The organism is Pseudoduganella sp. jia 9 (assembly GCF_055502615.1).
The window spans coordinates 83,608-108,413 of the sequence record NZ_JBUPWE010000022.1; the positions used below are offsets into that span (position 1 = coordinate 83,608).

Below are 24,806 nucleotides of genomic sequence, written 5' to 3' on the forward strand. Positions count from 1 at the left end.
ACGCGGCCGCAGGCGGGCCCGCCACGTAACAGGCCGGTAGCAGTTCGATGCGACAATGTCCGGTTAGTTCCGCAAGGAAATAAATCCATCATCTTCAAGCAGCAAATACAAAAAATGAAAAAATCCACTTTGGGAGTACTGGTTGCTGCCGCCGTCGCCGTTGGAGCCGGCGCCTGGCATTTCACGCGCGCACCGGAAGAAACGCAGCATGCCGCCGCAGGCAAGGGCCAGGAGAAAGGGCAGGGGCCGACCACCGTCAACGTGGTGGCGCCGAAGCGGCAGGACGTGCCCGTCATGCTGCAGGCGAACGGCACCGTGAGCCCGATCAGCACGGTCGACCTGCATCCGCAGACCACCAGCACGATCGTCAAGGTGCACGTGAAGGAGGGCGATTTCGTCAAGGAAGGCCAGCTGATGTTCTCGCTGGACAGCCGCAGCGAATCGGCCAATCTGCAGAAGGCCCAGGCCGAGGTGGCGCGCGACCGCGCCAACCTGGCCGACCTCGAGCGGCAGTACCAGCGCAGCATGGAACTGCTGGGCCAGAAGTTCATTGCCCAGGGCGCCGTCGATACGCTGAAGAGCCAGGTCGATGCCGCCCGTGCCGAGCTGGAAGCCAATATCGCCGCGGCCCGCGCGATCCAGGTGGGCCAGAGCTACACGACGATCCGCGCGCCGATGACGGGCCGGGTGGGCGGCATCAACGTCTACCCGGGCAGCCTGGTGCAGCTGTCCACGTCGCTGACGACGATCACCCAGCTCGACCCGATCAACGTCGCCTTCACGGTGCCGGAAACCAGCCTGGCCGCGCTGCTCGATGCGCAGCGGGCCGGCAAGGTGCCGGTGCAGGTATTCCACCGCGATTCAAAGACGCCGATCGAGGGCCATCTGTCGTTCATCGACAATACCGTCGACCCGCAGGCCGGCGTGATCCGCGTGAAGGCGCAGTTCGCCAACCGGGACACCCGGCTGTGGCCGGGCCAGTACGTCAACACCGAGGTCACCGTGCAGACGCTGCGCGATGCGCTGGTAGTGCCTCAGAACGCCATCATCACCAATACGCGCGGCACGTTCGTGTATACCGTGGGGCCGGACGGCACGGCCAGGGTCGCGAATGTCGAGCGGCTGCACGCCTTCGGGCTTGACGCCGCGGTGCGCGGCCTGGCGGGCAATGAACAAGTCATCGTCGAAGGCAAGCAGAACCTGCGCCCCGGCGGCAAGGTACGCGTCGCCGCGGCACGGGTGCCCGAAGCCCGGCTGGCCGAGCAGGGCAAGGCCAAGGGTGGCATCGAATGAATCTCTCCGAGCTCTCGATCCGGCGCCCCGTGATGGTGGTGCTGCTGTCGCTGTCGCTGATCCTGGCGGGCGTGCTGGCCTACCTCTATATCCCCGTTGCGGCGCTGCCCAGCTATAACACGCCGATCATCAACGTGTCGGCCGACCTGGCCGGCGCCAGCCCGGACACGATGGCGTCGTCCGTCGCGCTGCCGCTGGAAAAGCAGTTCTCCACGATTCCCGGCCTGTCGCTGATCACGTCGACCAGCACGCAGGGCAACACCTCGCTGACACTGGAATTCGATTCCAGCATCGACGTCAACGAAGCCGCCGTCGACGTGCAGGCCGCGCTGCTGCGCGCGCAGCGCCAGCTACCGCAAGAAATGACGGATCTGCCGTCGTACCGCAAGATCAATCCGGCCGATGCGCCGGTGCTGTTCATGGCGATGAATTCGCCATCGCTGTCGTTGTCCGAGCTGAACGACTATGCGGAAAACCTGATCGCGCCCAGCCTCTCCACCCTGCCGGGCGTGGCGCAGGTACGCGTCAATGGCCAGAAACGCTTCGCCGTGCGCGTGCGCGCGAAATCGGACCTGCTCAATGCGCGCGACCTGACCTTGGCCGAAGTGCAGGCGGCGATCCGCAGCGCCAACGCCAACACGCCGCTGGGCGTGCTCGACGGCCCCGACCAGACTCTGACGATCCAGGGCAATGCCCAGCTGATGAAGGCGGCCGATTACCGCGACCTGATCATCGCCACCCGCAACGGCGAGCCCGTAAGGCTCAAGGATGTGGCGATCGTCGAGGACAGCTTCCAGTCGATCAAGTCGGTCGGCAGCTACAACGGCGAGCGCTCGATCGTGCTGCTGGTGCAGCGCCAGCCGGATGCGAACACGGTGCAGGTGGTGGACAGCGTCAAGGCATTGCTGCCGCGCTTCCGCGCGCAGCTGCCGGAGTCGATCAGCATCAGTCTCGTCAACGACCGCTCGCTGTCGATCCGCGAAGCGATCCACGATGTCAATCTGACGCTGGCGCTGACCATCGTGCTGGTCGTGCTGGTGATCTTCCTGTTCCTGCGCCGCGCGGTGGCCACCGTGATCCCGGCCATCACGATGCCGATCTCGCTGCTGGGCGCACTGGCGCTGCTGTACGCGCTCGGCTACAGCCTCGACAATATCTCGCTGCTGGGCATCACGCTGGCCGTCGGCCTCGTCGTCGACGACGCCATCGTGGTGCTGGAAAACATCGTGCGGCACGTCGAGCACGGCAAGAAGCCGCTGCAGGCGGCGCTGGTCGGTTCGCGCGAGATGGGCTTCACCATCGTCTCGATCTCGATCTCGCTGGTGGCCGTGTTCATCCCGATCTTCTTCATGCCCGGCGTGATGGGGCTGATGTTCCGCGAATTCGCCGTCATCGTGGCGCTGGCCGTGCTGGTGTCGGCGCTGGTCTCGCTGACGCTGGTGCCGATGATGGCGGCGCGCTTCCTGCCGGCCGATTCCCATGAAGCCGCCGGCGACGACACCTTCCTCGGCCGTCATTTCGAACGCGGCTTCAACGCCGTGCTGAAGGGCTATGGCCGCACGCTGGACGCGGCGCTGCGCCACCGCTACATCGTGCTGGGCGTGGCCGTGGGCACCTTCGTGCTGACCGTGGTCATGTATGCAACGATGCCGAAGGGTTTCTTCCCGGAAGAAGACATCGGCCAGTTCCGCGTCAACACGGAAGCTTCGGAAGATATTTCAAGCACGGCGATGGTTGCCCTGCAGGACCGCGTGGCCGCCATCATCAAGGCCGATCCGGCCGTGGACAGCGTGGTGTCGTTTACCGATGGCGGCAACACCGGCCGCATGTTCGTGGTGCTGGTGCCGCGCGGCGAGCGCAAGGCAATGCCCGAGGTGCTGGAAGGCCTGCGCAAGAAGATGCGCGACGTGGCCGGCATCCAGGTGTACATGTCGCCGGTGCAGAACCTGCAGCTGGGCGGCCGCCCCAGCAAGAGCCGCTACCAGTACACGCTGCAGTCGGTCAGCCCGGATTCGCTGAATGACTGGTCCGAACGCTACCTGGAACGCATGCGCGCCGATCCGGATTTCCGCGACGTGACCAGCGACTCGCAGAACAAGGGCCTGCAGGCCACCCTGAACATCGACCGCGATAAGGCCAGCACGCTGGGCGTGGCGATCGGCGACCTGCGCACCGCGCTGTATCTCGCCTTCGGCGAACGGCAGGTATCGACGATCTATTCGTCCGCCGCCAGCTACTACGTGATCCTGGAAGCGGCCGACGAAGACCGCCGCTACGAGGATGCGCTGAACAAGGTCTCGGTGCGCAACGCGGCCGGGCAGTTGATCAAGCTGTCCAGCTTTGCCACGGTGCAGCGCACGGTCGGGCCCACCGCCGTCAACCACCAGGGCCAGCTGCAGGCGGTCACGGTGGCGTTCAACCTGGCGCCGGGCGTGCCGCTGGGCCGCGCCACGGCGAAGATCGATGCGATGGGCCAGGAATTCGGCCTGCCGCCGTCGATCATCACCAACTACGGCGGCGATGCGGCAGTGTTCGAGAAATCGCAGGGCAGCCAGGTGATCCTGATCGTGGCCGCGCTGGCCGTCATCTACGTGCTGCTGGGGGTGCTGTACGAAAGCTTCATCCACCCGCTGACGATCCTGGCCGGCCTGCCGTCCGCCGCGGTGGGCGCGCTGTTCACGCTGTGGCTGTTCGACATGGACCTAACGATGATCGCCATCATCGGCATCCTGATGCTGATCGGCATCGTGAAAAAGAACGCCATCATGATGATCGACTTCGCGTTGCAGGCGCAGCGTGAACAGGGCGTGGCCCCGGCGGCGGCGATCCGCGAAGCGTGCATCCTGCGCTTCCGCCCGATCATGATGACCACGCTGGCCGCCTTCATGGGCGCATTGCCGATCGCACTGGGCCTGGGCGCCGGCGCCGAACTGCGCCAGCCGCTGGGCCTGGCCGTGTGCGGCGGCCTGATCTTCTCGCAGGTGATCACACTGTACGTCACCCCGGTCATCTACCTGTTCCTCGACCGTTACAGCGGCAACGGCCCGATGAGCGACGCCGAACTGGCCGAGCCGCCGCCGGAACCGCAGAAGGTGGAGCTGAAAGCCGTCTCCTGAAAAATCCGGGTCAGACCCTGTTTTTGAGGAAAGTTACCTCAAAAATGGGGACGGACCCTGTTTTCCAGGCAATGGCGACCATTAGGATCGCCTGAAGGCCGCGTTTCCCGGTCCCAACTGGCTCACATGAAGCGGATACATACGGTAACATCCGTTAACTGCAAGCTCGCGTAAGCTTGCCCGACCAGGCCCGGCATTGCCGGTTTGCGCATAAAAAACGGTTAATCTTGCTCCAGCACAGCCATACCCACGGTCCCGACGAAGTCTGCCCCACCTGTGGCCAGGTCGTTCCGCCCGCCGGCCTCCCGCTCCGCTATGGCGACAACAAGCCGAACCGCACTGGCCTGGCCATTGCGATCGGCTTGCACGTCCTGATCCTGGCGCTGGCCTTGATGAATCCGCAAATGATCGTCAAGCTCAACCCGCCGTCGAAAGCCGGCGAGATGGTGTGGATCGCCCCTACGGCGCCCACCCCGACGCCGCCGAAGCCGCAGCCGAAGCCGACACCGGAAAAGCCGTCGCCGCAACAGCAACCGAAAGTAGCCCAGGCCAAGCCGCGTCCGACACCGCCACCGATCAAGCGCACCAATAACGACGCGATTACCGATCCGAACCGGCAGGAAACACCGCCGCCGCCGGTGAAGGCCGACATGACGCCGCCGCCGCCGGACGTGACCGACATGTCGCAGATGGTGGAAGCCGCCCGCCGCCGCCGCGGCGCCGTCGAAAGCCCCACCACGGAAAGCGCGGAGAGCGCCGATGCGAAAGCCAAGGCCCGTGCGGTCGCCAACATCATGGGGGCCCAGGGGCGCAACTCGGCCGGTGAGCGGGAGGATTCGGGCGGCATCTTCGACGTGCAAAACCAGACGTTCAACAGCGCCGACCTGAAATTCCGCGGCTGGAATACCAATTTCAAACGCCGCTGGCTGTCGCAGGTGAAGGTCGAGCTGGGCAGCGAGATCGACATCGAGAACGCCGTCGTCACGAAGATGATCGAGCTGATCCGCAAGGAAAAGCCGGGCGACTTCGAATGGGAATCGCACCGGCTGGGCCGCGTCGTGAAGATGAGCGCCCGGAAGGAAGACGAGGCCGAATTGCGCGCCTTCCTGCTGCGTGAAATGTATCCCCGCTATATCCGCCCGGCGGGGCGCTAGCAAGCCATCAGGCCCGCTGCGGGGAGCGTTCCAGCGCTTCCCCGATCCAGTACAGCAGGGCCGCGGCCGGCATCGCCATGCCGGCCAGCAGCGCGGCATGCCAGCCGTAATGGGCGTACACCCAGCCGCCCAGCGCGGAGCCTACGGCCCCGCCGGCAAAGAACACGGCAAAGTACAGGCCGTTCAGGCGGCTGCGCACTTCGGCGCCCAGCGTGAAGATGGCGCGCTGGCCCAGCACCAGGTTGGCGGCCACGCCCATGTCCAGCACGATCGAGGCGATCACGAGAATGGCAAGCGCCACGTCGCGTGAACCCGGCACCAGCAAGGGCAGGGCGAACCCGACGATGCCCAATCCCAGCGCGGCGGCTGTTGCCATCAGGCTGTGGCCCGCATCGGCCAGCTTGCCCGCGATCGGCGATGCGATCGCCCCCGCCATGCCGACCAGCGCGAAGATCGCGATGCCGGTCTGCGACAGGCCGAACATCGGCCCGGCCAGCGCCAGCGGCACCACGGTCCAGAACAGGCTGAACGAGCCGAACAGGCCGGCATGGTAGGCGGCGCGGCGGCGCAGGACGGGCGTGGTCCTGAACAGCGTCCACAGCGAGCCGATCAGCTTTGCATACGACGTGCGCGACTGCGGCACCCGCTGCGGCAACTTCACGCGCAACAAGAGCGCCAGCAGCGCGATGAGCACGGCCGCGCCGGCAAAGACCACGTGCCAGTTGGTATGGTCGGCGATCAGGCTGGCCACCGGCCGCGCCAGCATGATCCCCAGCAGCAGCCCGCTGACGACCTTGCCCACCGTGTGCCCGCGCTTCGATTCATGCGACAGGTGGGCCGCGAACGGCACCAGGATCTGTGCCGCCACGGAGCCGAGCCCGATCGCCAGTGCCGCGGCCAGGAAGACCGACGCGCTGGTGGCGAATGCGGCAACGGCCAGGGCGGCGGCCGTGGCGGCCAGCGCGGTCACGACCAGCCGGCGGTTTTCCAGCAGGTCGCCCAGCGGCACGATGAAGAGCAGCCCCAGCGTATAGCCGACCTGCGTCAGCGTGACGATCAGTCCGGCCGCACCCGCCGACAGCCCGGTGGCCGCCGCGATCGGTCCCACCAGCGTTTGCGCGTAATACAGGTTGGCGACGATCAGTCCGGCCGCTGCCGCCAGCAGCAGCACCATCGAGGGTGCGATATGTTCATGCGGTTCTTGATGCGATGTCATGGTTTTCCCCATGTGAGTGGATCGGACCAGTCTACGGAGCGGTCGATGGCCTGTGATCCGCCATCGGACGCGCCGGGAACCGGCTGGATTGGATGGGGAAAGTGTACGCAGCGAAAGGGAGAAGATAATCCACCAATAATCGTCCTATACTTTTCGCTTCATGTGAACAATAGGCGCCACCATGGACAAACTTCGCGCAATGCAGGTCTTCGTGCGGATCGTCGAAGCAAACAGTTTTACCAGGGCCGCCGAAACGCTGGGCCTGCCGCGCGCGGCGCTGACCGCCACGATCAAGAACCTGGAAGCCTATCTCGGCACCACGCTGCTGCAGCGGACCACGCGGCGCCTGGCGCTGACACCGGAGGGCGCCGGCTACCACGCCCAGTGCGTGCAGATCCTCGATGCGGTGGCGGCTGCCGAACAGGCATTCCGGGCCGGCGCTGCCACGCCGCGGGGTACGCTGCGGGTCGACCTGCCGGATGCCGTCGGGCGCCACGTGATCCTGCCGCACATTGCCGGCTTTGCCGATGCCTGGCCGGAGCTGGCGCTGACGCTCAGCTTTTCCGACCGTCTCGTCGACCTCGTGCAGGAAGGCATCGACTGCGCACTGCGCGTCGGCGACCTGCAGGACTCTTCCCTGGTAGGGCGGCAGGTCGGCAGCATGCGCTTCGTGACGTGCGCCGCGCCCGCGTATCTCGCGCAGCACGGCACGCCCCGCGCGATCGACGACCTGCGCAGCCACCAGGGCATCGTGCACTTTTCCGGCCGCACGGGCCGGCCGTTCGAGTGGGACTTCATGGTCGACGGCCAGGCGGTCAAGGCACAGGTACCGGGCCGCATCGCGGTCAACAACGCCGATGCCAACGTCACCTGCGCGCTGCAGGGCCTCGGCATCACGCAGGCGGCCCGCTACCAGGTGGGCGGCTACCTCGAGCGGGGCGAACTGGTGGAATTGCTGGCCGATACGCCGCCGGCACCGATGCCGGTCTCGCTGCTGTATCCGCGCGGGCGGATGGCGGCGCCGAAGTTGCGCGTGTTCGCCGAGTGGATCACGGAAAGACTGGCCGCGGAGCCCGACCTGCGGCTGGCGCCGGCCTCCGTCCCATGAATGCAGGATGTGTTGCTAAAAACTTGGGGACAAAAACTTGGGGACTGTCCCGGTGTTGTTTTGCGACCAGCTGAACAATAAAAAAGCGGGCCGGAGGCCCGCTTGATCGGTGGCAGAGCGTCGGGTTACCGGGCCTTCAGCTTGCGCGCGATGTCCAGCGCGAAGTAGGTCAGTACGCCATCGGCGCCGGCGCGCTTGAAGGCCAGCATCGATTCCATCATCACCTTGTCATGGTCGAGCCAGCCGTTCTGCGCGGCGGCCTTGATCATCGCGTACTCGCCGCTGACCTGGTAGGCGAACGTCGGTACCTTGAACTCGTCCTTCACGCGGCGCACGATGTCCAGGTACGGCATGCCGGGTTTGACCATCACCATGTCCGCGCCTTCCTGCAGGTCGCCGGCCACTTCGCGCAGCGCTTCGTCGCTGTTGGCGGGGTCCATCTGGTACTGGTTCTTGTCGCCCTTGCCGAGGTTTTTCGCGGAACCGACGGCATCGCGGAACGGGCCGTAGAACGCCGAGGCATACTTGGCCGAGTAGGCCATGATGCGCGTATGAATGTGGTCCTTGCCTTCGAGCGCGTGGCGGATCGCGCCGATGCGGCCATCCATCATGTCCGACGGTGCCACGACATCCACGCCGGCTTCAGCCTGCGTCAGTGCCTGGCGCACCAGCATGTCGGTGGTGATGTCGTTGATCACGTAGCCGGCGTCGTCGATCAGGCCGTCCTGGCCGTGGCTCGTGTACGGATCGAGCGCCACGTCGGTGAGGATGCCCAGCTCGGGGAAATTCTTCTTCAGTTCGCGCACCGCGCGCGGCACCAGGCCTGCCGGATTGGTGGCCTCGATGCCGTCCGGCGTCTTCAGCGACGTGTCGATGACAGGAAACAGCGCCAGCACCGGAATGCCCAGCGACACGCACTCTTCGGCCACCTTCAGCAGCAGGTCGACCGATACCCGCTCCACGCCCGGCATCGACAGCACCGGCTCGCGCACGTTGCTGCCTTCGAGGATGAAGACCGGATAGATCAGGTCCGCCGCGGTGACGACGTTTTCGCGCATCAGCGCGCGGGAGAACGGATCGCGGCGCATGCGGCGCATGCGCATGGCGGGGAACTGGGCGGAGAAGTGGGAGCTGTGCATCGCTAAAGATTCCTTATTCGGGGTCGGACTCGGGGTCGGACTCAGGTTCGGGCGCGGGGGGATCGATGTTCAGCCCGACCAGCTCCTCGATCTTCGCGGTCGCCTCGTCGATGCCGACGCGCTTGAGCGCGGAGAACAGCTGCACGGTGAACGGGAATCCTTCGCCTTCCTCGTCGACATAACTGTCGAGCTTGGCCTGCGCCTGCCGCAGCGTGTTCACCGCTTCGCTGCGGGTCAGCTTGTCGGACTTGGTCAGGATGCAGTGGATCGGCTTGCCGGTCGGGGCGAACCATTCGAGCATCTGGATGTCCAGGTCGGTAAACGGGCGGCGGGCATCCATCATCAGCACCAGCGCGGCGAGCTGGTCGCGGCGCTGCACGTAGTCGCCCAGCAGGCGCTGCCAGTGCAGCTTGGCGTCGCCCGACACTTCCGCGTAGCCGTAGCCAGGCAAGTCGGCGATCAGGCAGCGCACCTCGTCCATGTTGGTGGGGTCGTGCCGGTGCATCGCCACGTGCGCGCCGCCCACGCTGAAGAAGTTGATGTGCTGGGTGCGGCCCGGCGTCTTCGACGCGAACGCCAGCCCCTTCTGGTTGCACAGGATATTGATGGCGGTCGATTTACCCGCGTTGGAACGGCCGGCGAAGGCGATCTCGGGCACCGTGGTACGGGGCAGGTCGCGCAGGTGGTTGACGGTCGTGAAGAAGCGGGCTTGCCAGAGCTTGGACATGAAGAATTGCTACGAGAACAGGCAGTCGTGCCGGGAAGCTATTGTACAATAAGGAGTTACGGCCCGCTTCCGGGTGTGCCGGAGCACTCGAACATTGCGACATTTTTTTGACTCGTTTCCTTGACTCGTTTCCTTAAGCTGGCTAAATGAGGTGCTGAATGAATCGTAGGTATTCACCAGTAGTACGCTCGATGTTCCTGGCAATGATGGCGGTCTTCGCGGGGACGGCCAGCGCCGCGACTCCGCAGGCGCCGAAAGTGGATCCGGCCAAGGGCGCCACGCTCTATGCCGACGGCGATCCCGCCCGCGGCCTGCCTTCCTGTCTGTCCTGCCACGGCGCCGCCGGCAATTCCACGATCGTCGCCAATCCCAAGCTGGCCGGCCAGCCCGAGGGCTACCTGTACAAGCAGCTGGTGGATTTCACGAAGCCCGAGCGCGCGCAGCCGATCATGACGACGTACGCGAAGATGCTGACGGACGAGGAAAAGAAGAACATTTCCGCCTACCTGGCCGCGCAGTCGCAGAAACCGGGCGCGGCGAAGGTCCGCGAGTCGATCGAACTGGGCAAGAAAATCTATCGCGGCGGCCTGGCCGAGAAAGCCGTGCCGGCCTGCGCCAGCTGCCACGGCCCCGCCGGTGCCGGCAATCCGTCCAAATACCCGCGCATCGGCGGCCAGCACCAGGATTACACGATCGCCCAGCTGGGTCTGTTCAAGGGCCATGGCCGCAAGAACAGTGCCGAGATGACGACGATCGCGCAGCGCATGTCCGACGACGAAATCAAGGCCGTGGCCGATTACGTGGCCGGACTGAAATGAGCGGGTGCCTGGCTTGACCGCCGGCGCACGCGCGGCTGACAGGCAGGAACCACGAAAAAAGGCGGCTACCTCGACGGTGCCGCCATTTTTTTTGTTACTATGCCAGTCAAAATTGTATACAAAAAGCCGGGTTTTACATGAGCACAGCAACATGAGCACCACCGCATGAGCACCACCTCCACCACGGGCATCCGTCTCAACACCCGCCGCCAGGCGTTCAACGAAGCGGTCGAACTGCTGTCCTCGATGCGGTTCGCGATCGCGCTGCTGGTGATGATCGCGATTTCCGCCATCATCGGCACGATCATGCAGCAGAACCAGCCGATGCCGAACTACGTAAACCAGTTCGGGCCGTTCTGGTTCGAGGTCTTCGGCAGGCTGGGGTTGTACGCGGTGTATTCCGCCTGGTGGTTCCTCGTGATGATGGGCATCCTCGTCGTGTCCACGTCGCTGTGCATCGTGCGCAATGCGCCGAAGATGGTGAAGGACATGCGCAGCTGGCGCGAGAACGTGCGCGAACAGTCGCTGCGCAACTTCCACCACAAGGCCGAATGGCAGTCGCCCCTGCAAGCGGACGCGCTGGCCGGCCAGATGGCGCAGCGCCTCGTCCACGCGGGTTACCAGGCCAAGGTGGTGGAGAAGGAGGGCGGCCTGCTGGTGGCGGCCAAGCGCGGCGCCGCCAACAAGTTCGGCTACATCTTCGCGCACAGCGCGATCGTCATCATCTGCGTGGGCGGCCTGCTCGATTCGGACATACCGATCCGCGTGCAGGAATGGGCGCTGGGCAAGACGCCATTCACCGGCGACGGCCTGATCGCGGCCATTCCCGAACAGCACCGCCTGGGCGTATCGAACCCCACGTTCCGCGGCAATACCGTGATTCCGGAAGGGCAGGCCAGCAGCTCGGCCGTGCTGTCGCGGCCGGACGGCGTGCTGATCCAGGACCTGCCGTTTACCATCCAGCTGAAGAAGTTCACGATCGATTTCTACAGTACCGGCATGCCGAAGCTGTTTGCCAGCGATGTCGTGGTGCGCGACAACGCCACCGGTGAAACGCAAACCGCCACGATCGAAGTCAACAAGCCGTTCATCTGGAAGGGGCTGGCCGTGTACCAGGCCAGCTTCGAGGATGGCGGCAGCAAGCTGAAGCTGACGGGCTTCCCGATGCAGGGCACGAAGGGCAGCCAGTTCGCGCTCGACGGCATCGTCGGCAATACCACGAAGCTGGACGACGCGCACACGATTGAATGGACCGATTTCCGCCCGTTCAACGTGGAAAACACGGCGAACCAGGACGTGCGCGACGTGAAGCAGGGCGAGAAGCTGGGCAATGCCTTTGCCCGGGGCCTCGACAAGCACCTGGGCTCGGCGGCCAAGAACGCCAACAACAAGGATCTGCAGAACGTCGGCCCCAGCATGCAGTACAAAGTGCGCGACAGCACCGGCCAGGCGCGCGAATACCAGAACTACATGCAGCCGGTCACGCTGGAAGGCGTGCCGATGTACCTGTCCGGCGTGCGCGCCAGCCCCGGCGATCCGTTCAGCTACCTGCGCATTCCCGCCGACGACGAGCACAGCGTGCGCGACTGGATGCGCCTGCGCGCCGCGCTGCACGATCCGGCGCTGCGCGAGCGGGCCGCGAATTCGTATGCGGCGCGCATGTCGCCGGCAAGCGGCAAAAGCGCTGGCGGCAACAGTGATGCGGTGCAGGCGCAGCTGGCGCTGTCGGCCCTGAAAAGCCTGGAAATCTTCGCCGGCGACAAGGAAGCGGGCGGCTACATGTCGGTCAGCCGCTTCCTGGAGAAAGTGCCACAGGCGGAGCAGGAAAAGGCTGCCGACATCTTCATGAAGATCCTCAACGGCACGTTGTGGGAGCTGTGGAACGTGGCGCGCGAGCGCGACGGCCTGGCCGCCATCGTGCCGGACGAAGCGCATGCGCGCTGGCTGCAACTGGCGATGAACGGCCTGTCCGACAGCTTCTTCTACGGCGCACCGGTGTACCTGCAGCTCGACGAATTCGAGCAGGTCAAGGCTTCGGTGTTCCAGGTCACGCGCTCGCCCGGCAAATCGGTGGTCTACCTGGGCTGCCTGTTCCTCGTGCTGGGCGTGTTCGCGATGTTCTACATCCGCGAGCGGCGGCTGTGGATCTGGATCCGTGGCGAGGATGACGGCGCGCATGCGCTGATGGCAATGAGCACGCAGCGCCGCACGCTCGATTTCGACCGCGAATTCGACGAACTGAAGCAAAAGCTGCCGCTGAAGGCGTAAGCTGGCGGGATGTGCCGAAACCAGCCGGAACAAGCCGAAAGAACGCTGCAGACATACAAGCAGGAGACCATGATGGACATTACGCAACACCAACCCTACGCGGCCACCCCCGGCTATTTCCGCCGGCTGTCGGCCTTCGACTGGCTGTTCGGCCTGGCACTGCTGGCCGGCGCGCTGTTCGGCCTGAACCGCTACGGTGCCTACATGGACGTCTACGAAAAGGCGATCCTGCTGCTGTCGGTGCCCACGTTCGCGGCGCTGGGCTGGCACTGGAAGCCGCTGCGCGGGCTGATGCTGGCGATGACGGTGCTGGCGCTGGGCGCGATCGCCATGTATGGCGGCGACCTGGCATCGGGCGAGAAACGCTTCTGGCTGCGCTACATGCTGTCGAGCCAGTCCGCGATCCTGTGGATGAGCGTGTTCTTCTTCCTGTCCACGCTGTTCTACTGGATCGGGCTGGTGGCCCGTTCCGCCGCCGGCGGCGCGATCGGCGCCCGGCTGTGCTGGGGCGGCCTGCTGCTGGGCTGGACCGCGATGATGGTGCGCTGGTACGAGTCCTACCTGATCGGGCCCGACGTCGGCCATATTCCCATCTCGAACCTGTACGAAGTGTTCATCCTGTTCTGCCTGATCACGGCGATGTTCCACCTGTACTACGAGGGACGCTACGCTACCCGCCAGCTGGGCCCGTTCGTGATGCTGATCGTCTCGGCGGCGGTGGGCTTCCTGCTGTGGTACACCGTCACGCGCGATGCGCACGAGATCCAGCCGCTGGTGCCGGCGCTGCAGAGCTGGTGGATGAAGATCCACGTGCCGGCCAACTTCATCGGCTACGGCACGTTCGCCCTGGCGGCCATGCTGGGCTGGGCGTTCCTGCTGAAGTACGAACGGCCGCGCACCATGTGGATCTGGCTGGTGGCCGTGCCGCTGGGGTTCATCGCCATCATCAACCTGGTTGCCTTCGTTACCGGCGCCAGCGAGGCGATCCGCAATTCGACGGTGGGCACCAGCAAATTCATCCTCGGCCTCGTCGTGCTGTTCGCCGTGACGAACCTGCTGCGCAACCGGCTGGCGGAACGCATTCCCGATGCCGAAGTGCTGGAAGACATCATGTACAAGTCGATTTCGGCCGGCTTCGCCTTTTTCACGATCGCCACGATCCTGGGCGCGCTGTGGGCCGCCGAGGCATGGGGCGGCTACTGGTCGTGGGACCCGAAGGAAACCTGGGCGCTGATCGTGTGGCTGAACTATGCGGCATGGCTGCACATGCGGCTGATGTCCGGCCTGCGCGGCCGCGTGGGGGCCTGGTGGGCGCTCGTCGGCCTGGTGGTCACCACGTTCGCCTTCATGGGTGTCAACATGTTCCTGTCGGGCCTGCATTCCTACGGCGAGCTGTAATCACGCGAGCTGTAATGACGCCAGCTGAAATACTGTTTTAATGCTGTCCTAAACGAATGGTTTCCGGGTTTGGTGTAAGGTCGCAGTAACGTATCCTTATAAATTACCGCCCGGAGCCATCATGCTGATCAAACGGTCCCCCAACGGCATCGACCTGCCGTTTTCCTCGGAAATCACGCCGCGCCACGTGTTCGAAGCGCGGCGCGATTTCATCCGGCAGATCGCCGCGGGCACGATCGCCAGCGGCGCACTGATCGACATGCTGACGCGCGAAGCCTTCGCCCAGGGTACCAGCCAGAAACTGGCGGCAAAGCTCAATCCCTCGTATTCCGCGCTGGACAAGCAAACCCCGCGCAAGGATGCGACCAGCTACAACAATTTCTACGAATTCGGCACCGACAAGAGCGACCCGGCCGAGAATGCCGGCACCCTGCGCACGCGGCCCTGGACGGTGGCCATCGAAGGCGAAGTGAAGAAGCCGATGACGCTCGACATCGACTCGCTGCTGAAGCTGGCGCCGCTGGAAGAACGCGTGTACCGGCTGCGCTGCGTGGAAGGGTGGTCGATGGTGATCCCGTGGGTGGGCTATTCGTTCTCGGAGATCATCAAGCGCGTGGAACCCACCGGCAACGCGAAATACGTGGAATTCGTCACGCTGGCGGACCGCCAGCAGATGCCCGGCATCCGCAGCCGCGTGCTGGACTGGCCTTACGTGGAAGGTTTGCGCATCGACGAGGCGAACCATCCGCTCACGCTGCTCACGCTGGGCATGTATGGCGAAGTGCTGCCGAACCAGAACGGCGCCCCGGTGCGCATCGTGGTGCCGTGGAAATATGGCTTCAAGTCGGCCAAGTCGATCGTCAAGATCCGTTTTACGCGCGACATGCCGCGTACCGCATGGAACAAGTCAGCCCCGTCGGAATACGGCTTCTACTCGAACGTGAATCCCGACGTGGATCACCCGCGCTGGTCGCAGGCTTCCGAACGGCGCATCGGCGAGGATTCGTTCCTGTCGCGCAAGCGCAAGACGCTGCCGTTCAACGGCTACAACGACGTGGCGTCGTTATACACCGGCATGGACCTGAAAAAATGGTTCTGACGGGGAGGCCGTGATGCAGCCCAACGCCCGACAACTCACGGGAATCAAGGCGCTGGTGCACGTGCTGGCGCTGGTGCCGCTCGCCCGGCTGGTGTATCTCGTCTTTACCGACGCGCTGGTCGAGCCGCTGCAATACATCACCCATTCGACGGGCGACTGGACGCTGTACTTCCTGTGCATCACGCTGGCGGTGACGCCGCTGCGGCGCCTGTCGACATGGAACTGGCTGCTGAAGCTGCGGCGCATGCTCGGGCTGTACGCCTTCTTCTACGGCCTGCTGCACTTCATCACCTTCCTCTGGTTCGACCATTTCTTCGACGTGGCGGCCATGCTGAAGGACGTGGCGAAGCGGCCGTTCATCCTGGTCGGCTTCATCGCCTTCGTGCTGCTGATTCCGCTCGCCGCGACGAGCACCAATGCCATGGTGAAGCGGCTGGGCGGCAAGAAGTGGCTGTGGCTGCACCGGCTGGTCTATGCGATCGTGCCGCTGGGCGTGCTGCACTACTGGTGGATGAAGGCCGCCAAGAACGACCTGGCGCAGCCGCTGCTGTTCGCCTGCATCGTTGCCGCGCTGCTGCTGATGCGGGTGTGGTGGGCGCGGCAGAAAAGCAAAGCGCCGGCTCGCGCCAGCGCCTGAATGTTGCTCGAAAAATAGGACGAAAAAATGGGGACGGACCCTGTTTTACAGGAAATTTCCTGTAAAACAGGGTCCGTCCCTAATTTTGGAGCAGCATTGCCTGAGGTCTCGAAAGTTTCCTCAATTTTTCAGCGGATCACCGATTCCAGCGCGAACAGTTCTTCCGGGGTCTCGCGCCGGCGCACCAGGTGCACCTGGCCGCCGTCGACGATCACCTCGGCGGCGCGGCCGCGGGTGTTGTAGTTGGACGCCATCGTCATGCCGTAGGCGCCGGCGGTCTTCATCACCAGCAGGTCGCCCGCTTCGACAGGCAGTTCGCGGTCGCGCGCCAGCCAGTCGCCGGATTCGCAGATCGGGCCGACCACGTCGAACATGGCGCCGGCGGCTTCGCTTTTCACCACCGGCTGCATGTCCATCCACGCCTGGTACAGGGCCGGGCGGGCCATGTCGTTCATCGCCGCGTCGACAATGCAGAAGTTCTTTTCCTCGCCGTGCTTGATGAACTCCACCTTCGTCAGCAGCACGCCGGTATTGCCGACGATCGAGCGGCCCGGCTCGAAGATCACCTTGATGCCGCGTCCCGCATGCTGTTCGGCGCGCCATGCCTCGACACGCTGGAACACGCGGTTCACGTAGTCGCCGGCCGGCGCGGGCTGGTCTTCGCCGGCCACGCCGTAGTCGATGCCCAGGCCGCCGCCGATGTCGAGGTGGTGCAGGTGGATGCCTTCGGCCGCCAGCGTGTCGATCAGCTCGATCAGGCGGTCCAGCGCTTCCAGCAGCGGCGTGTCGTCCAGCAGCTGCGAGCCGATGTGGCAGTCGATGCCCACCGGTTCCAGGTTCGGCAACTGCGCGGCGGTGCGGTAGGTGGCCAGCGCATCGTCGAATGCCACGCCGAACTTGCTTGCCTTCAGGCCGGTGGCGATGTACGGGTGCGTCTTCGGGTCCACGTTCGGGTTCACGCGCAGCGACACGCGCGCCTTCTTGTCCAGCGCACCGGCCACCGCGTTCAGTCGGTGCAGTTCGGGGATCGATTCGACGTTGAAGCACAGGATGTCATGCTCGAGCGCCAGGCGCATCTCCGCCTCGCTCTTGCCCACGCCCGAGAAAATCACCTTTTTCGGATCGCCGCCGGCGGCGATCACGCGCAGCAGTTCACCGCCCGACACGATGTCGAAGCCGGCGCCGCGGCGCGCCAGCAGGTCGAGGATCGCCAGGTTCGAATTGGCCTTCATCGCGTAGCATACGAGGGCATCGCGGCCGGCGCAGGCATTGGCGTAGGCATCGAAGTTGTCCAGCAGCTGGGCCTTGGAATACACGTAGGTCGGCGTGCCGAAGGTTTCTGCGATGGCGGGCAAAGAAACGCCTTCGGCGTGCAGCACGCCGTTCTGATAGTCGAAGTGGGACATGGTTGACTGAGGATTTACTGAGTGAGGGGGCTACCGAGGGATTTACTGTTGTGATGCGGGAGGCGTCGCAGGAACCGGAGCGGAAGGCGGCGCCACGCCGGGCTTGCCGGTCGGCGAATCGGTCTTCACGGGTTGCTTGGGCAGGTACAGTGCACCGGTCTGGCCGCAGGCGGCGAGCGACACGGCAATCAGCATGGAAATCAAGACACGCGCTGGAGTGGACTTCACGATTAGAATCTCGTTATTACTGAACCCTTGGAGTGTAGCATGACCGAAACCGAATTCCTGGACCTGGCCGACAGCACGCTGAACGCGATCGAAGCCGCGCTGGACCGCCTCAACGACGACAACCGGCTCGATGTCGAATGCAGCCGCAACGGCAACGTGCTGGAGATCGAATTCCTGCACAACGGCTCCAAGGTCATCGTCAACAGCCAGGCCGCGATGCAGGAACTGTGGGTGGCCGCGCGCTCCGGCGGCTTCCACTACCGCCGCGTCGATGGCCGCTGGATCAACACGCGCGACGGCGGCGAGCTGTTCGACGCGCTGTCGCAGATCGCCACCGAACAGTCCGGCGGCGCCCCGGTGATCGTCAGCGAGAATCCGTAACGCAAGCCCTCGGGAAGTACCGAAAAACAAAACCGGTGACTGTCACCGGTTCTGCGGTTTGTTTTACGGCGCTCTGCGAGTACTTTCCTTCATCCCAGCCGGTTATCCGCGATGTGATAGTGCGGATCCTCGAACTCGTTCACCTCGACCATGCCCTTGGCGTTCGTGAGGATCTCCAGGCAGTCAGGGCTCAGGTGCCGCAGGTGCAGCGTCTTGCCGGCCGCCTGGTAGCGCGTGGCCAGCGTATCGATCGCCTCCACGGCCGAGTGGTCGACCACCTTGGCATCGCGGAATTCGATCACCACGTGCTCCGGGTCGTTCTTCGGGTCGAACAGGGCGGCGAAATTGGCCGTCGAGGCGAAGAACAGCGAGCCCTTCAGCGTGTACACCTTCCAGCCACGGCCATCGGTCGACACGTCGGCGCGGATTTCCCTGGCGTGCTGCCATGCGAACACCAGCGCGGCGAACACCACGCCGGCCAGCACCGCCACCGCCAGGTCCGTCAGCACGGTGATCAGCGTGACGCCGACCACGATCACGGCATCCTGCCGCGGGATCTTGCGCAGCGTCTGCAGGCTGCCCCACGCGAATGTCTTTTCGCAGACGACGAACATCAGCCCGACCAGGGCCGCCAGCGGAATCATCTCGATCCAGCGCGACAGCAGCACGATGAAACCCAGCAGGAACACGGCCGCCGTGATGCCGGAAATGCGGTGCCGCGCGCCGTTGTCGATGTTGATCATGCTTTGCCCGACCAGCGCACAGCCGCCCATCGAGGCAAAGAACCCACTGGCGATATTGGCGAGCCCCTGCGCCATGCTTTCGCGGTTCGGCCTGCCGCGCGTATCGGTGATGGCGTCGATCAGGTTCAAGGTCAGCAGCGTTTCGATCAGGCCGATGGCGGCCAGGATCAGCGAATACGGCAGCACGATCGATAGCGTTTCCAGTGTCAGCGGCACCTGCGGCAGGTGGAACGACGGCAGGCCGCCGGCGATCGAGCCCATGTCGCCGACCGTCTTCGTGTCGATGCCCAGCGCGGCCACGAGGCCGGAGACGATCAGGATCGCCGCCAGCGAAGCCGGCAACGCCTTTGTCAGGCGCGGCAGCACGTAGATGATCGCCATCGTCAGCACCACCAGTCCCAGCATGGTCCACAGCGCATTGCCTTGCAGCCACTGTCCACCCACCTTGAAGTGCCCGAACTGGGCGATGAAAACGACGATCGCCAGACCGTTGACGAAGCCCAGCATGACCGGATGCGGCACCATGCGGATGAACTTGCCCAGCCTGAACGCGGCGAACAGCAGCTGGAACACTCCCATCAGCACCACGGCGGCGAACAGGTATTCGGCGCCATGCGTGACGACGAGGCTCGTCATCACCACCGCCAGCGCGCCTGCCGCGCCGCAGATCATGCCCGGCCGGCCACCCAGCGCGGATGTGACGAGGCACACGATGAAGGCCGCGTACAGGCCGGTCAGCGGGCTGACCTGGGCCAGCAGCGCGAAGGCGATCGCCTCGGGCACGAGGGCCAGGGACACGGTGATGCCCGACAGGACATCGGTGCGCAGCTGCGCCGGATTTGATACAGACATATCGATGCTCGGTAAAAAAAACCGGGGACGTACCCCTGTTTAGAAGAAATTTCCTCTAAACAGGGGTACGTCCCCGGTTTTGCTTCAAATTAGAACAGCTCGTTCTTGACGGCGTCGCGCGCCTTTTCTTCTTCCGGGGTGCCGCGTGTCGCGCCTTCCAGGCTTTCGACGCCGACGCCCGGCGGATTCTCGGCGTAGTAGTAATCGCCATTGGCCATCACGATCCCATCCGGCACCGGCCGTTCCTCGACCGGGATGGTCTTCAGCGCCTTCTGCATGTAGCCGATCCAGATCGGCAGCGCCAGGCCGCCGCCGGTTTCGCGGTTGCCCAGGTTCTTCGGCTGGTCGTAGCCGATCCAGGCAATCGCCACCAGCTTCGACTGGTAGCCAGCGAACCAGGCGTCGATCGAATCGTTCGTGGTGCCCGTCTTGCCGGCCAGGTCCGGGCGCTTCAGGATTTGCTGGGCCTTCGCGGCGGTGCCGTAGCGTGCCACGTCGCGCAGCATCGAATCCATCACGAAGGCGTTGCGCTCGTCGATCACGCGGTTACTCTCCACGCCGGCGCGATCGGGCGCGGCCTGCGACAGGATGCGGCCGTTGGCGTCGGTGACTTTCGAGATCAGGTAAGGCGTGACCTTGTAGCCGCCGTTCGCGAACACGGCGTAGGCACCGGCCATCTGCAGCGGCGTCACGGCGCCGGCGCCCAGCGCCAGCGTCAGGTAAGGCGGATTCTTGTCGGCCTCGAACCCGAAGCGGGTGGTGTATTCCTGGCCATACTTGGCACCGATCTTGTGCAGGATGCGGATCGAGATCATGTTCTTCGACTTCGTCAGGCCGCGCCGCATCGTCATCGGGCCTTCGTAGCGGCCGTCGTAGTTCTTCGGTTCCCAGGCCTGGCCGCCGGTCTGGCCGGCATCGAACGAGATCGGCGCGTCGTTGATGATGGTGGCCGGCGACAGCCCGCGCTCCAGCGAGGCCGAGTAGATGAACGGCTTGAACGAAGAACCCGGCTGGCGCCATGCCTGCGTGACGTGATTGAACTTGTTGCGGTTGTAGTCGAAGCCGCCCACCATCGCCTTGATCGCGCCATCCTCGGTGCTGGCGGCCACGAAGGCCGATTCGATCTGCGGCATCTGCGTGATCTGCCAGTCCTTTTCCTCCTGCATCACGCGGATCACGGCGCCGCGGCGAATGCGCTTGTTCGGCGCCGCCTTCTCGGACAGCCAGGCCTTGCCCATCGCCAGTCCGGCGCCGGTCATGGTGATTTCCTCGCCGGAGGCGGTCATCGCCGTCACCTTTGTCGGCGATGCCGACAGCACCATTGCCGCGACGATGTCGTCGCTGTCCGGGTGCTCTGCCAGTTCGGTCTCGATCACCTCGTCGGCCTCGGCGCGGTTCGACGGCAGGTCCACGTAGGCCTCCGGTCCGCGGTAGGCGTGGCGGCGTTCGTAATCCATCACGCCCTTGCGCAACGCCAGGTAGGCGGCGTCCTGGTCGGCCTTGGTGATCGTGGTGAACACGTTCAGGCCGCGGGTATAAGTATCTTCCTTGAACTGTTCGTAGACGAGCTGGCGCGCCATCTCGGCCACGTATTCGGCGTGCACGCCGAACTCGCTGCTGTCGGTCTTCACCTTCAGCTGTTCGTTCTTTGCTTCTTCATACTGCGCCGGCGTGATGTAGCCCAGCTGCGCCATGCGCTGCAGGATGTATTGCTGGCGGGTCCTGGCCCGTTTCGGGTTCACCACCGGGTTGTAGGCGGACGGCGCCTTCGGCAGGCCGGCCAGCATCGCCGCCTCGGCGATCGAGATGTCGCGCAGGTCCTTGCCGAAATAGATCTGCGCCGCCGAGGCGAAGCCGTAGGCACGCTGCCCCAGGTAGATCTGGTTCATGTAGACCTCGAGGATCTGGTCCTTGGTAAGGTTCTGCTCGATCTTCCATGCCAGCAGCGCCTCATAGGCCTTGCGCTTCAGGGTCTGTTCGCTGGAGAGGAAGAAGTTGCGCGCGACCTGCTGCGTGATCGTCGACGCGCCCTGGCGCGCACCGCCGGTGGCATTGTGGAAGGCCGCGCGCAGGATGCCGAGGTAGTCCACCCCGCCATGCTCGTAGAAGCGGTCGTCCTCGATCGCCAGCACGGATTTCTTCATCACGTCTGGGATGTCCTTGAAGCGCACCAGGTTGCGGCGTTCCTCGCCGAATTCGCCGATCAGCACGTTGTCGGCCGAATAAATCCGCAGCGGCATCTTGGGGCGGTAATCGGTCAGCGTATCGAGCGACGGCAGGCTCGGGTAAGCCAGCGCCAGCCCGAACACGACGAGCAGCACCACGACCAGTACCAGCCCGATCACGGAGCCCAGCGCCATCAGCAGCAGATTCTTCGGGGACTTGGACTTGGCCTTCTTGGCAGCGTTGTTCGAAGCAGTCATGCGGGGTAAACCTCTGAAATTTTGTGCAGGCATTATAAGCGAGCCGCTTCCGCTGGCGCGCTTGTCAGGCAGGCAATGAACAGGCCGACAACTGTGTTATCCGGCCGGCTACATACCCATGAAATAGTGTGGTTTCCCACGCACATCAAAATAATTGTGCCTTACGGAAATTCTTTACAGTTGCCCTGAGGAATTGCTAGCATCCATCTTGCTGTAAGGAATTTTTTCATGTAAGCGACGGTTTTCAAACGTTTTTTTCACTTTTTGCCAATATTCCGGACCGGTTCTTTACCGTGCCGGGCGGGGAACGCATCGATGATGCCAGACTGGAAGACGCTGTTCGGCGGCGCCGCGCCGCCGCTCGTGGGGCTCGACATCAGCAGCTCCGGCGTGCGCCTGGTCGAACTGGCCGATGCCGGCAAGGAAGGGCTGCGGGTCGAGCGCTGCGCGGTCGAGGCGCTGCCGCGTGGCGCGGTTACCGATGGCAACATCGAAAACCTCGACCAGGTAGTCGACGCGGTGCGCCGCCTGCTGAAGAAAAGCGGGACGCGGGCGCGCCACGTGGCGCTGGGCATGCCGCCGGCCGCCGTCATCACGAAGAAGATCGTGCTGCCCGCCGGCCTCTCCGAAGAGCAGCTCGAAGTGCAGGTCGAGTCCGAAGCCAGCCAGTACATTCCGTTCGCGCTGGATGACGTGAGCCTGGACTTCGATGTCATCGGCCCCGTGGCCAGTTCGCAGGACGATATCGAAGTGATGCTGGCCGCGGCCCGCCGCGAAAAGATCGAGGACCGCGTTGCCGTGGCCGAGGCCTCCGGCCTGAAGGCTTCGGTGATGGACATCGAATCGTATGCCGCGCGCGCGGCGGTGACCCGCGTTGCGGCGCAGGTGCCGGGTGCCGGCGCGGGACAGGTGATCGCCCTGTTCCAGATTGGCGCCTCGGCCACCCACGTGTCGGTGCTGATCGATGGCGTGACCGTGTGGGAACGCGAGCAGCCCTTCGGCGGCAATTCGCTGACGCAGGACATCGTGCGGGCCTACGGCCTGGCGTTCGAGGAAGCGGAGGCGCGCAAGAAGGCCTGGAGCCTGCAGGCGGCAGGCCAGGTATCGAACCTGCAGGACGCTGGCGACCTGCCGGCCACCTACGCACCCGATGTGCTGCAACCCTTCCTGGAATCGGCCGCGCTGGAAGTCACGCGCGCGATCCAGTTCTTCTTTACCTCCACGCCCTACACGAAGATCGACCGGATCTTCCTGGCCGGCGGCTGCGCGATGCTGCCCGGCCTGCTGGACATCGTGGCCAGCCGCACGCGCATCGCCAGCGCGGTGGTGTCGCCGTTCCATGGCATGGCGCTGGCGCCCGGCGTGCGCGAACAGCAGTTGCGCGCCGACGGGCCGGCCTACCTGGTCGCCTGCGGCCTTGCCTTGAGGAGGTTCGACTGATGGTCCGCATCAACCTGCTGCCGCACCGCGAGGAAAAGCGCAAGCAGCGCAAGGCCGCGTTCATGGCGCTGATGGTGCTGTCGGCCCTGATCGGGATCGGCATCGTGCTACTGGTGGGCGGCTACAACGCGCGCGCCATCGCCGTGCAGGAGCAGCGCAACACGGTATTGCAAACCGCGATCGCGGCACTGGACGGCAAGATCGCCCGGATCGCCACGCTGAAGCAGGAAATCGAAGCGCTGAAAGCGCGCCAGCAGGCCGTCGAGGACCTGCAGGGCGACCGCAACCAGCCGGTCTACCTGCTCGACGAGCTGGTGCGGCGGACGCCGGAAGGCGTTTACCTGAAAGGCTTCCGGCAGGACGGACAGCGCGTCGCGGTCGACGGTTACGCGCAGTCGCAGGAGCGCGTCTCCGAACTGCTGCGCAACCTGTCGAGCGCTTCGCCCTGGCTGGAGCGGCCCGACCTGATCGAGGTGAAGGCGGGCGTGATCGGCCAGGCGAAGAATCCGCGCAAGGTGGTGGAATTCTCGCTCATCGTCGGCATCAAGCGGCCGCGCGACAAGGATGGCGAAGGTGGCGACGGCGGCGGCAAGGATGCCGGCAAGCGCGGCGGCAATACAGACAACGGCGGCAACGGTGCCGCGAAGGCAAGCTGAGATGGCCATGGCGAAGACAATCGACAAGGCGGGCGACAAGGGTATCGACGCCAGGCGCCTGGCAGGCTCGCTGGGCGCGCAATTCCATGGCCTGAACGGCGTGCACCCCGGCCAGTGGCCGCTGGCGCCGCGCATCCTGTGCGGCATCGGCGTGGCGATCGGCGTGCTGGTGCTGGGCTATTTCGGCTACTGGAGCAGCCAGTTCGAGGAACAGGAAGCGGGTGCCGTCCGCGAACAGCAGTTGCGCGACCAGTACCGCATGAAGACCGCGCAGGCGGTGAACCTCGAAGCACTGACCGCGCAGAAGGCGCAGGTGGACCGTTACGTGGTGCTGCTCGAGAAACAGCTGCCCAGCAAGGCCGAAATGGCGGCGCTGCTGTCGGACATCAACCAGGCCGGCGTCGGCCGCGGGCTGCAGTTCGAGCTGTTCAAGCCCGGCCAGGTGGTCGCCCGCGATTACTACGCCGAGCTGCCGATCGACATCAAGGTGACGGGCAGCTACCACGACATCGGCGCCTTTGCCGGCGACATGGCGAACCTGCCCCGCATCGTCACGCTGAACAACATGGAACTGGTCACCAACAAGGATGGCGCGCTGACGCTGAATGCGGTCGCCAAGACCTTCCGCTACCTCGACCAGGATGAAGTGGCGGCGCAGAAGAAGGCCGCGGCCGCGAAGAAGAAGAAGGGCGCGAAGAAATGAA

20 protein-coding genes are annotated in these 24,806 nt (G+C 64.6%); 13 read left to right on the plus strand and 7 right to left on the minus strand.

Annotation, left to right across the window (positions count from 1 at the left end):
* Nucleotides 1–114 precede the first annotated feature (114 nt).
* The 3 genes from ACY34H_RS25895 to ACY34H_RS25905 all read left to right on the plus strand — a co-directional run bounded on the left by ACY34H_RS25895 (nucleotide 115) and on the right by ACY34H_RS25905 (nucleotide 5,563).
* The gene (locus ACY34H_RS25895; protein WP_464980314.1) at nucleotides 115–1,293 is read left to right on the plus strand and encodes an efflux RND transporter periplasmic adaptor subunit; all 1,179 of its coding nucleotides are present in this window, start codon (nucleotides 115–117) and stop codon (nucleotides 1,291–1,293) included.
* Nucleotides 1,290–4,409: an efflux RND transporter permease subunit gene (locus ACY34H_RS25900; RefSeq protein WP_464980315.1), complete on the plus strand. Its 3,120-nt coding sequence runs from the start codon at nucleotides 1,290–1,292 to the stop codon at nucleotides 4,407–4,409. Before ACY34H_RS25895 ends, ACY34H_RS25900 begins: the two co-directional genes overlap by 4 nt.
* A 227-nt stretch (nucleotides 4,410–4,636) precedes the next feature.
* A complete protein-coding gene (locus ACY34H_RS25905; protein WP_464980316.1) occupies nucleotides 4,637–5,563 on the plus strand; it encodes a hypothetical protein in 927 nt (308 codons plus the stop codon).
* A gap of 7 nt (nucleotides 5,564–5,570) precedes the next feature.
* Here ACY34H_RS25905 and ACY34H_RS25910 read toward each other — a convergent pair whose 3' ends face one another.
* The gene (locus ACY34H_RS25910; RefSeq protein ID WP_464980317.1) at nucleotides 5,571–6,779 is read right to left on the minus strand and encodes an MFS transporter; all 1,209 of its coding nucleotides are present in this window, start codon (nucleotides 6,777–6,779) and stop codon (nucleotides 5,571–5,573) included.
* Nucleotides 6,780–6,960: 181 nt separating this feature from the next.
* Between ACY34H_RS25910 and ACY34H_RS25915 the strand changes: the two genes are divergently transcribed.
* Nucleotides 6,961–7,887 (plus strand): LysR family transcriptional regulator, encoded by a 927-nt coding sequence (locus ACY34H_RS25915; RefSeq protein WP_464980318.1) that lies wholly within the window; start codon nucleotides 6,961–6,963, stop codon nucleotides 7,885–7,887.
* Between the two features lie 125 nt (nucleotides 7,888–8,012).
* Here the strand turns inward: ACY34H_RS25915 and hemB are convergent, their stop codons facing one another.
* Both hemB and yihA read right to left on the minus strand, forming a co-directional pair.
* On the minus strand, nucleotides 8,013–9,026 hold the full coding sequence (gene hemB, locus ACY34H_RS25920) for a porphobilinogen synthase (RefSeq protein WP_464980319.1): 1,014 nt from the start codon (nucleotides 9,024–9,026) through the stop codon (nucleotides 8,013–8,015).
* A 13-nt stretch (nucleotides 9,027–9,039) separates the two neighbouring features.
* Nucleotides 9,040–9,753 carry a ribosome biogenesis GTP-binding protein YihA/YsxC gene (gene yihA, locus ACY34H_RS25925; protein ID WP_464980320.1) on the minus strand — a complete coding sequence of 238 codons (714 nt, stop codon included), beginning with the start codon at nucleotides 9,751–9,753 and terminating at the stop codon, nucleotides 9,040–9,042.
* 158 nt (nucleotides 9,754–9,911) lie between these two features.
* On the opposite strand from yihA, the gene ACY34H_RS25930 reads away from it, so the two are divergent.
* From ACY34H_RS25930 to ACY34H_RS25950, 5 genes are all read left to right on the plus strand, one after another.
* Nucleotides 9,912–10,571: a c-type cytochrome gene (locus ACY34H_RS25930; protein ID WP_464980321.1), complete on the plus strand. Its 660-nt coding sequence runs from the start codon at nucleotides 9,912–9,914 to the stop codon at nucleotides 10,569–10,571.
* A gap of 165 nt (nucleotides 10,572–10,736) precedes the next feature.
* Complete coding sequence (locus ACY34H_RS25935) at nucleotides 10,737–12,839, plus strand: cytochrome c biogenesis protein ResB (protein WP_464980322.1); 2,103 nt, start codon at nucleotides 10,737–10,739, stop codon at nucleotides 12,837–12,839.
* Nucleotides 12,840–12,911: 72 nt separating this feature from the next.
* On the plus strand, nucleotides 12,912–14,237 hold the full coding sequence (gene ccsB / locus ACY34H_RS25940; RefSeq protein WP_464980345.1) for a c-type cytochrome biogenesis protein CcsB: 1,326 nt from the start codon (nucleotides 12,912–12,914) through the stop codon (nucleotides 14,235–14,237).
* Nucleotides 14,238–14,358: 121 nt separating this feature from the next.
* Nucleotides 14,359–15,336, plus strand: a complete 978-nt coding sequence (msrP, locus tag ACY34H_RS25945) for a protein-methionine-sulfoxide reductase catalytic subunit MsrP (protein ID WP_464980323.1) — start codon at nucleotides 14,359–14,361, stop codon at nucleotides 15,334–15,336.
* Between the two features lie 13 nt (nucleotides 15,337–15,349).
* Complete coding sequence (locus ACY34H_RS25950; protein WP_464980324.1) at nucleotides 15,350–15,973, plus strand: protein-methionine-sulfoxide reductase heme-binding subunit MsrQ; 624 nt, start codon at nucleotides 15,350–15,352, stop codon at nucleotides 15,971–15,973.
* Nucleotides 15,974–16,101: 128 nt separating this feature from the next.
* On the opposite strand, the gene lysA is transcribed toward ACY34H_RS25950, so the two are convergent.
* Together lysA and lptM are read right to left on the minus strand one after the other, a co-directional pair.
* Complete coding sequence (lysA, locus tag ACY34H_RS25955) at nucleotides 16,102–17,379, minus strand: diaminopimelate decarboxylase (RefSeq protein WP_464980325.1); 1,278 nt, start codon at nucleotides 17,377–17,379, stop codon at nucleotides 16,102–16,104.
* Between the two features lie 42 nt (nucleotides 17,380–17,421).
* Complete coding sequence (gene lptM / locus ACY34H_RS25960; RefSeq protein ID WP_464980326.1) at nucleotides 17,422–17,607, minus strand: LPS translocon maturation chaperone LptM; 186 nt, start codon at nucleotides 17,605–17,607, stop codon at nucleotides 17,422–17,424.
* A gap of 39 nt (nucleotides 17,608–17,646) precedes the next feature.
* Between lptM and cyaY the strand changes: the two genes are divergently transcribed.
* On the plus strand, nucleotides 17,647–17,988 hold the full coding sequence (gene cyaY / locus ACY34H_RS25965) for an iron donor protein CyaY (protein WP_137315764.1): 342 nt from the start codon (nucleotides 17,647–17,649) through the stop codon (nucleotides 17,986–17,988).
* Between the two features lie 89 nt (nucleotides 17,989–18,077).
* On the opposite strand, the gene ACY34H_RS25970 is transcribed toward cyaY, so the two are convergent.
* Nucleotides 18,078–19,583, minus strand: coding sequence for a SulP family inorganic anion transporter (locus ACY34H_RS25970; protein ID WP_464980327.1), 1,506 nt, complete (start codon nucleotides 19,581–19,583; stop codon nucleotides 18,078–18,080).
* A gap of 89 nt (nucleotides 19,584–19,672) precedes the next feature.
* Entirely contained in the window at nucleotides 19,673–22,006 is a 2,334-nt protein-coding gene (locus tag ACY34H_RS25975; protein ID WP_464980328.1) for a penicillin-binding protein 1A, read from the minus strand.
* Nucleotides 22,007–22,324: 318 nt separating this feature from the next.
* On the opposite strand from ACY34H_RS25975, the gene ACY34H_RS25980 reads away from it, so the two are divergent.
* From ACY34H_RS25980 to ACY34H_RS25990, 3 genes are read left to right on the plus strand one after another with little or no spacing between them, the layout of a single operon-like run.
* Nucleotides 22,325–23,446, plus strand: coding sequence for a pilus assembly protein PilM (locus ACY34H_RS25980; protein WP_464980346.1), 1,122 nt, complete (start codon nucleotides 22,325–22,327; stop codon nucleotides 23,444–23,446).
* Nucleotides 23,446–24,102, plus strand: a complete 657-nt coding sequence (locus tag ACY34H_RS25985) for a PilN domain-containing protein (protein WP_464980329.1) — start codon at nucleotides 23,446–23,448, stop codon at nucleotides 24,100–24,102. The genes ACY34H_RS25980 and ACY34H_RS25985 overlap by 1 nt, the downstream gene beginning before the upstream one ends.
* A 7-nt stretch (nucleotides 24,103–24,109) precedes the next feature.
* Nucleotides 24,110–24,805, plus strand: coding sequence for a type IV pilus inner membrane component PilO (locus ACY34H_RS25990; protein ID WP_464980330.1), 696 nt, complete (start codon nucleotides 24,110–24,112; stop codon nucleotides 24,803–24,805).
* The last annotated feature ends 1 nt before the right edge of the window (nucleotide 24,806 follow it).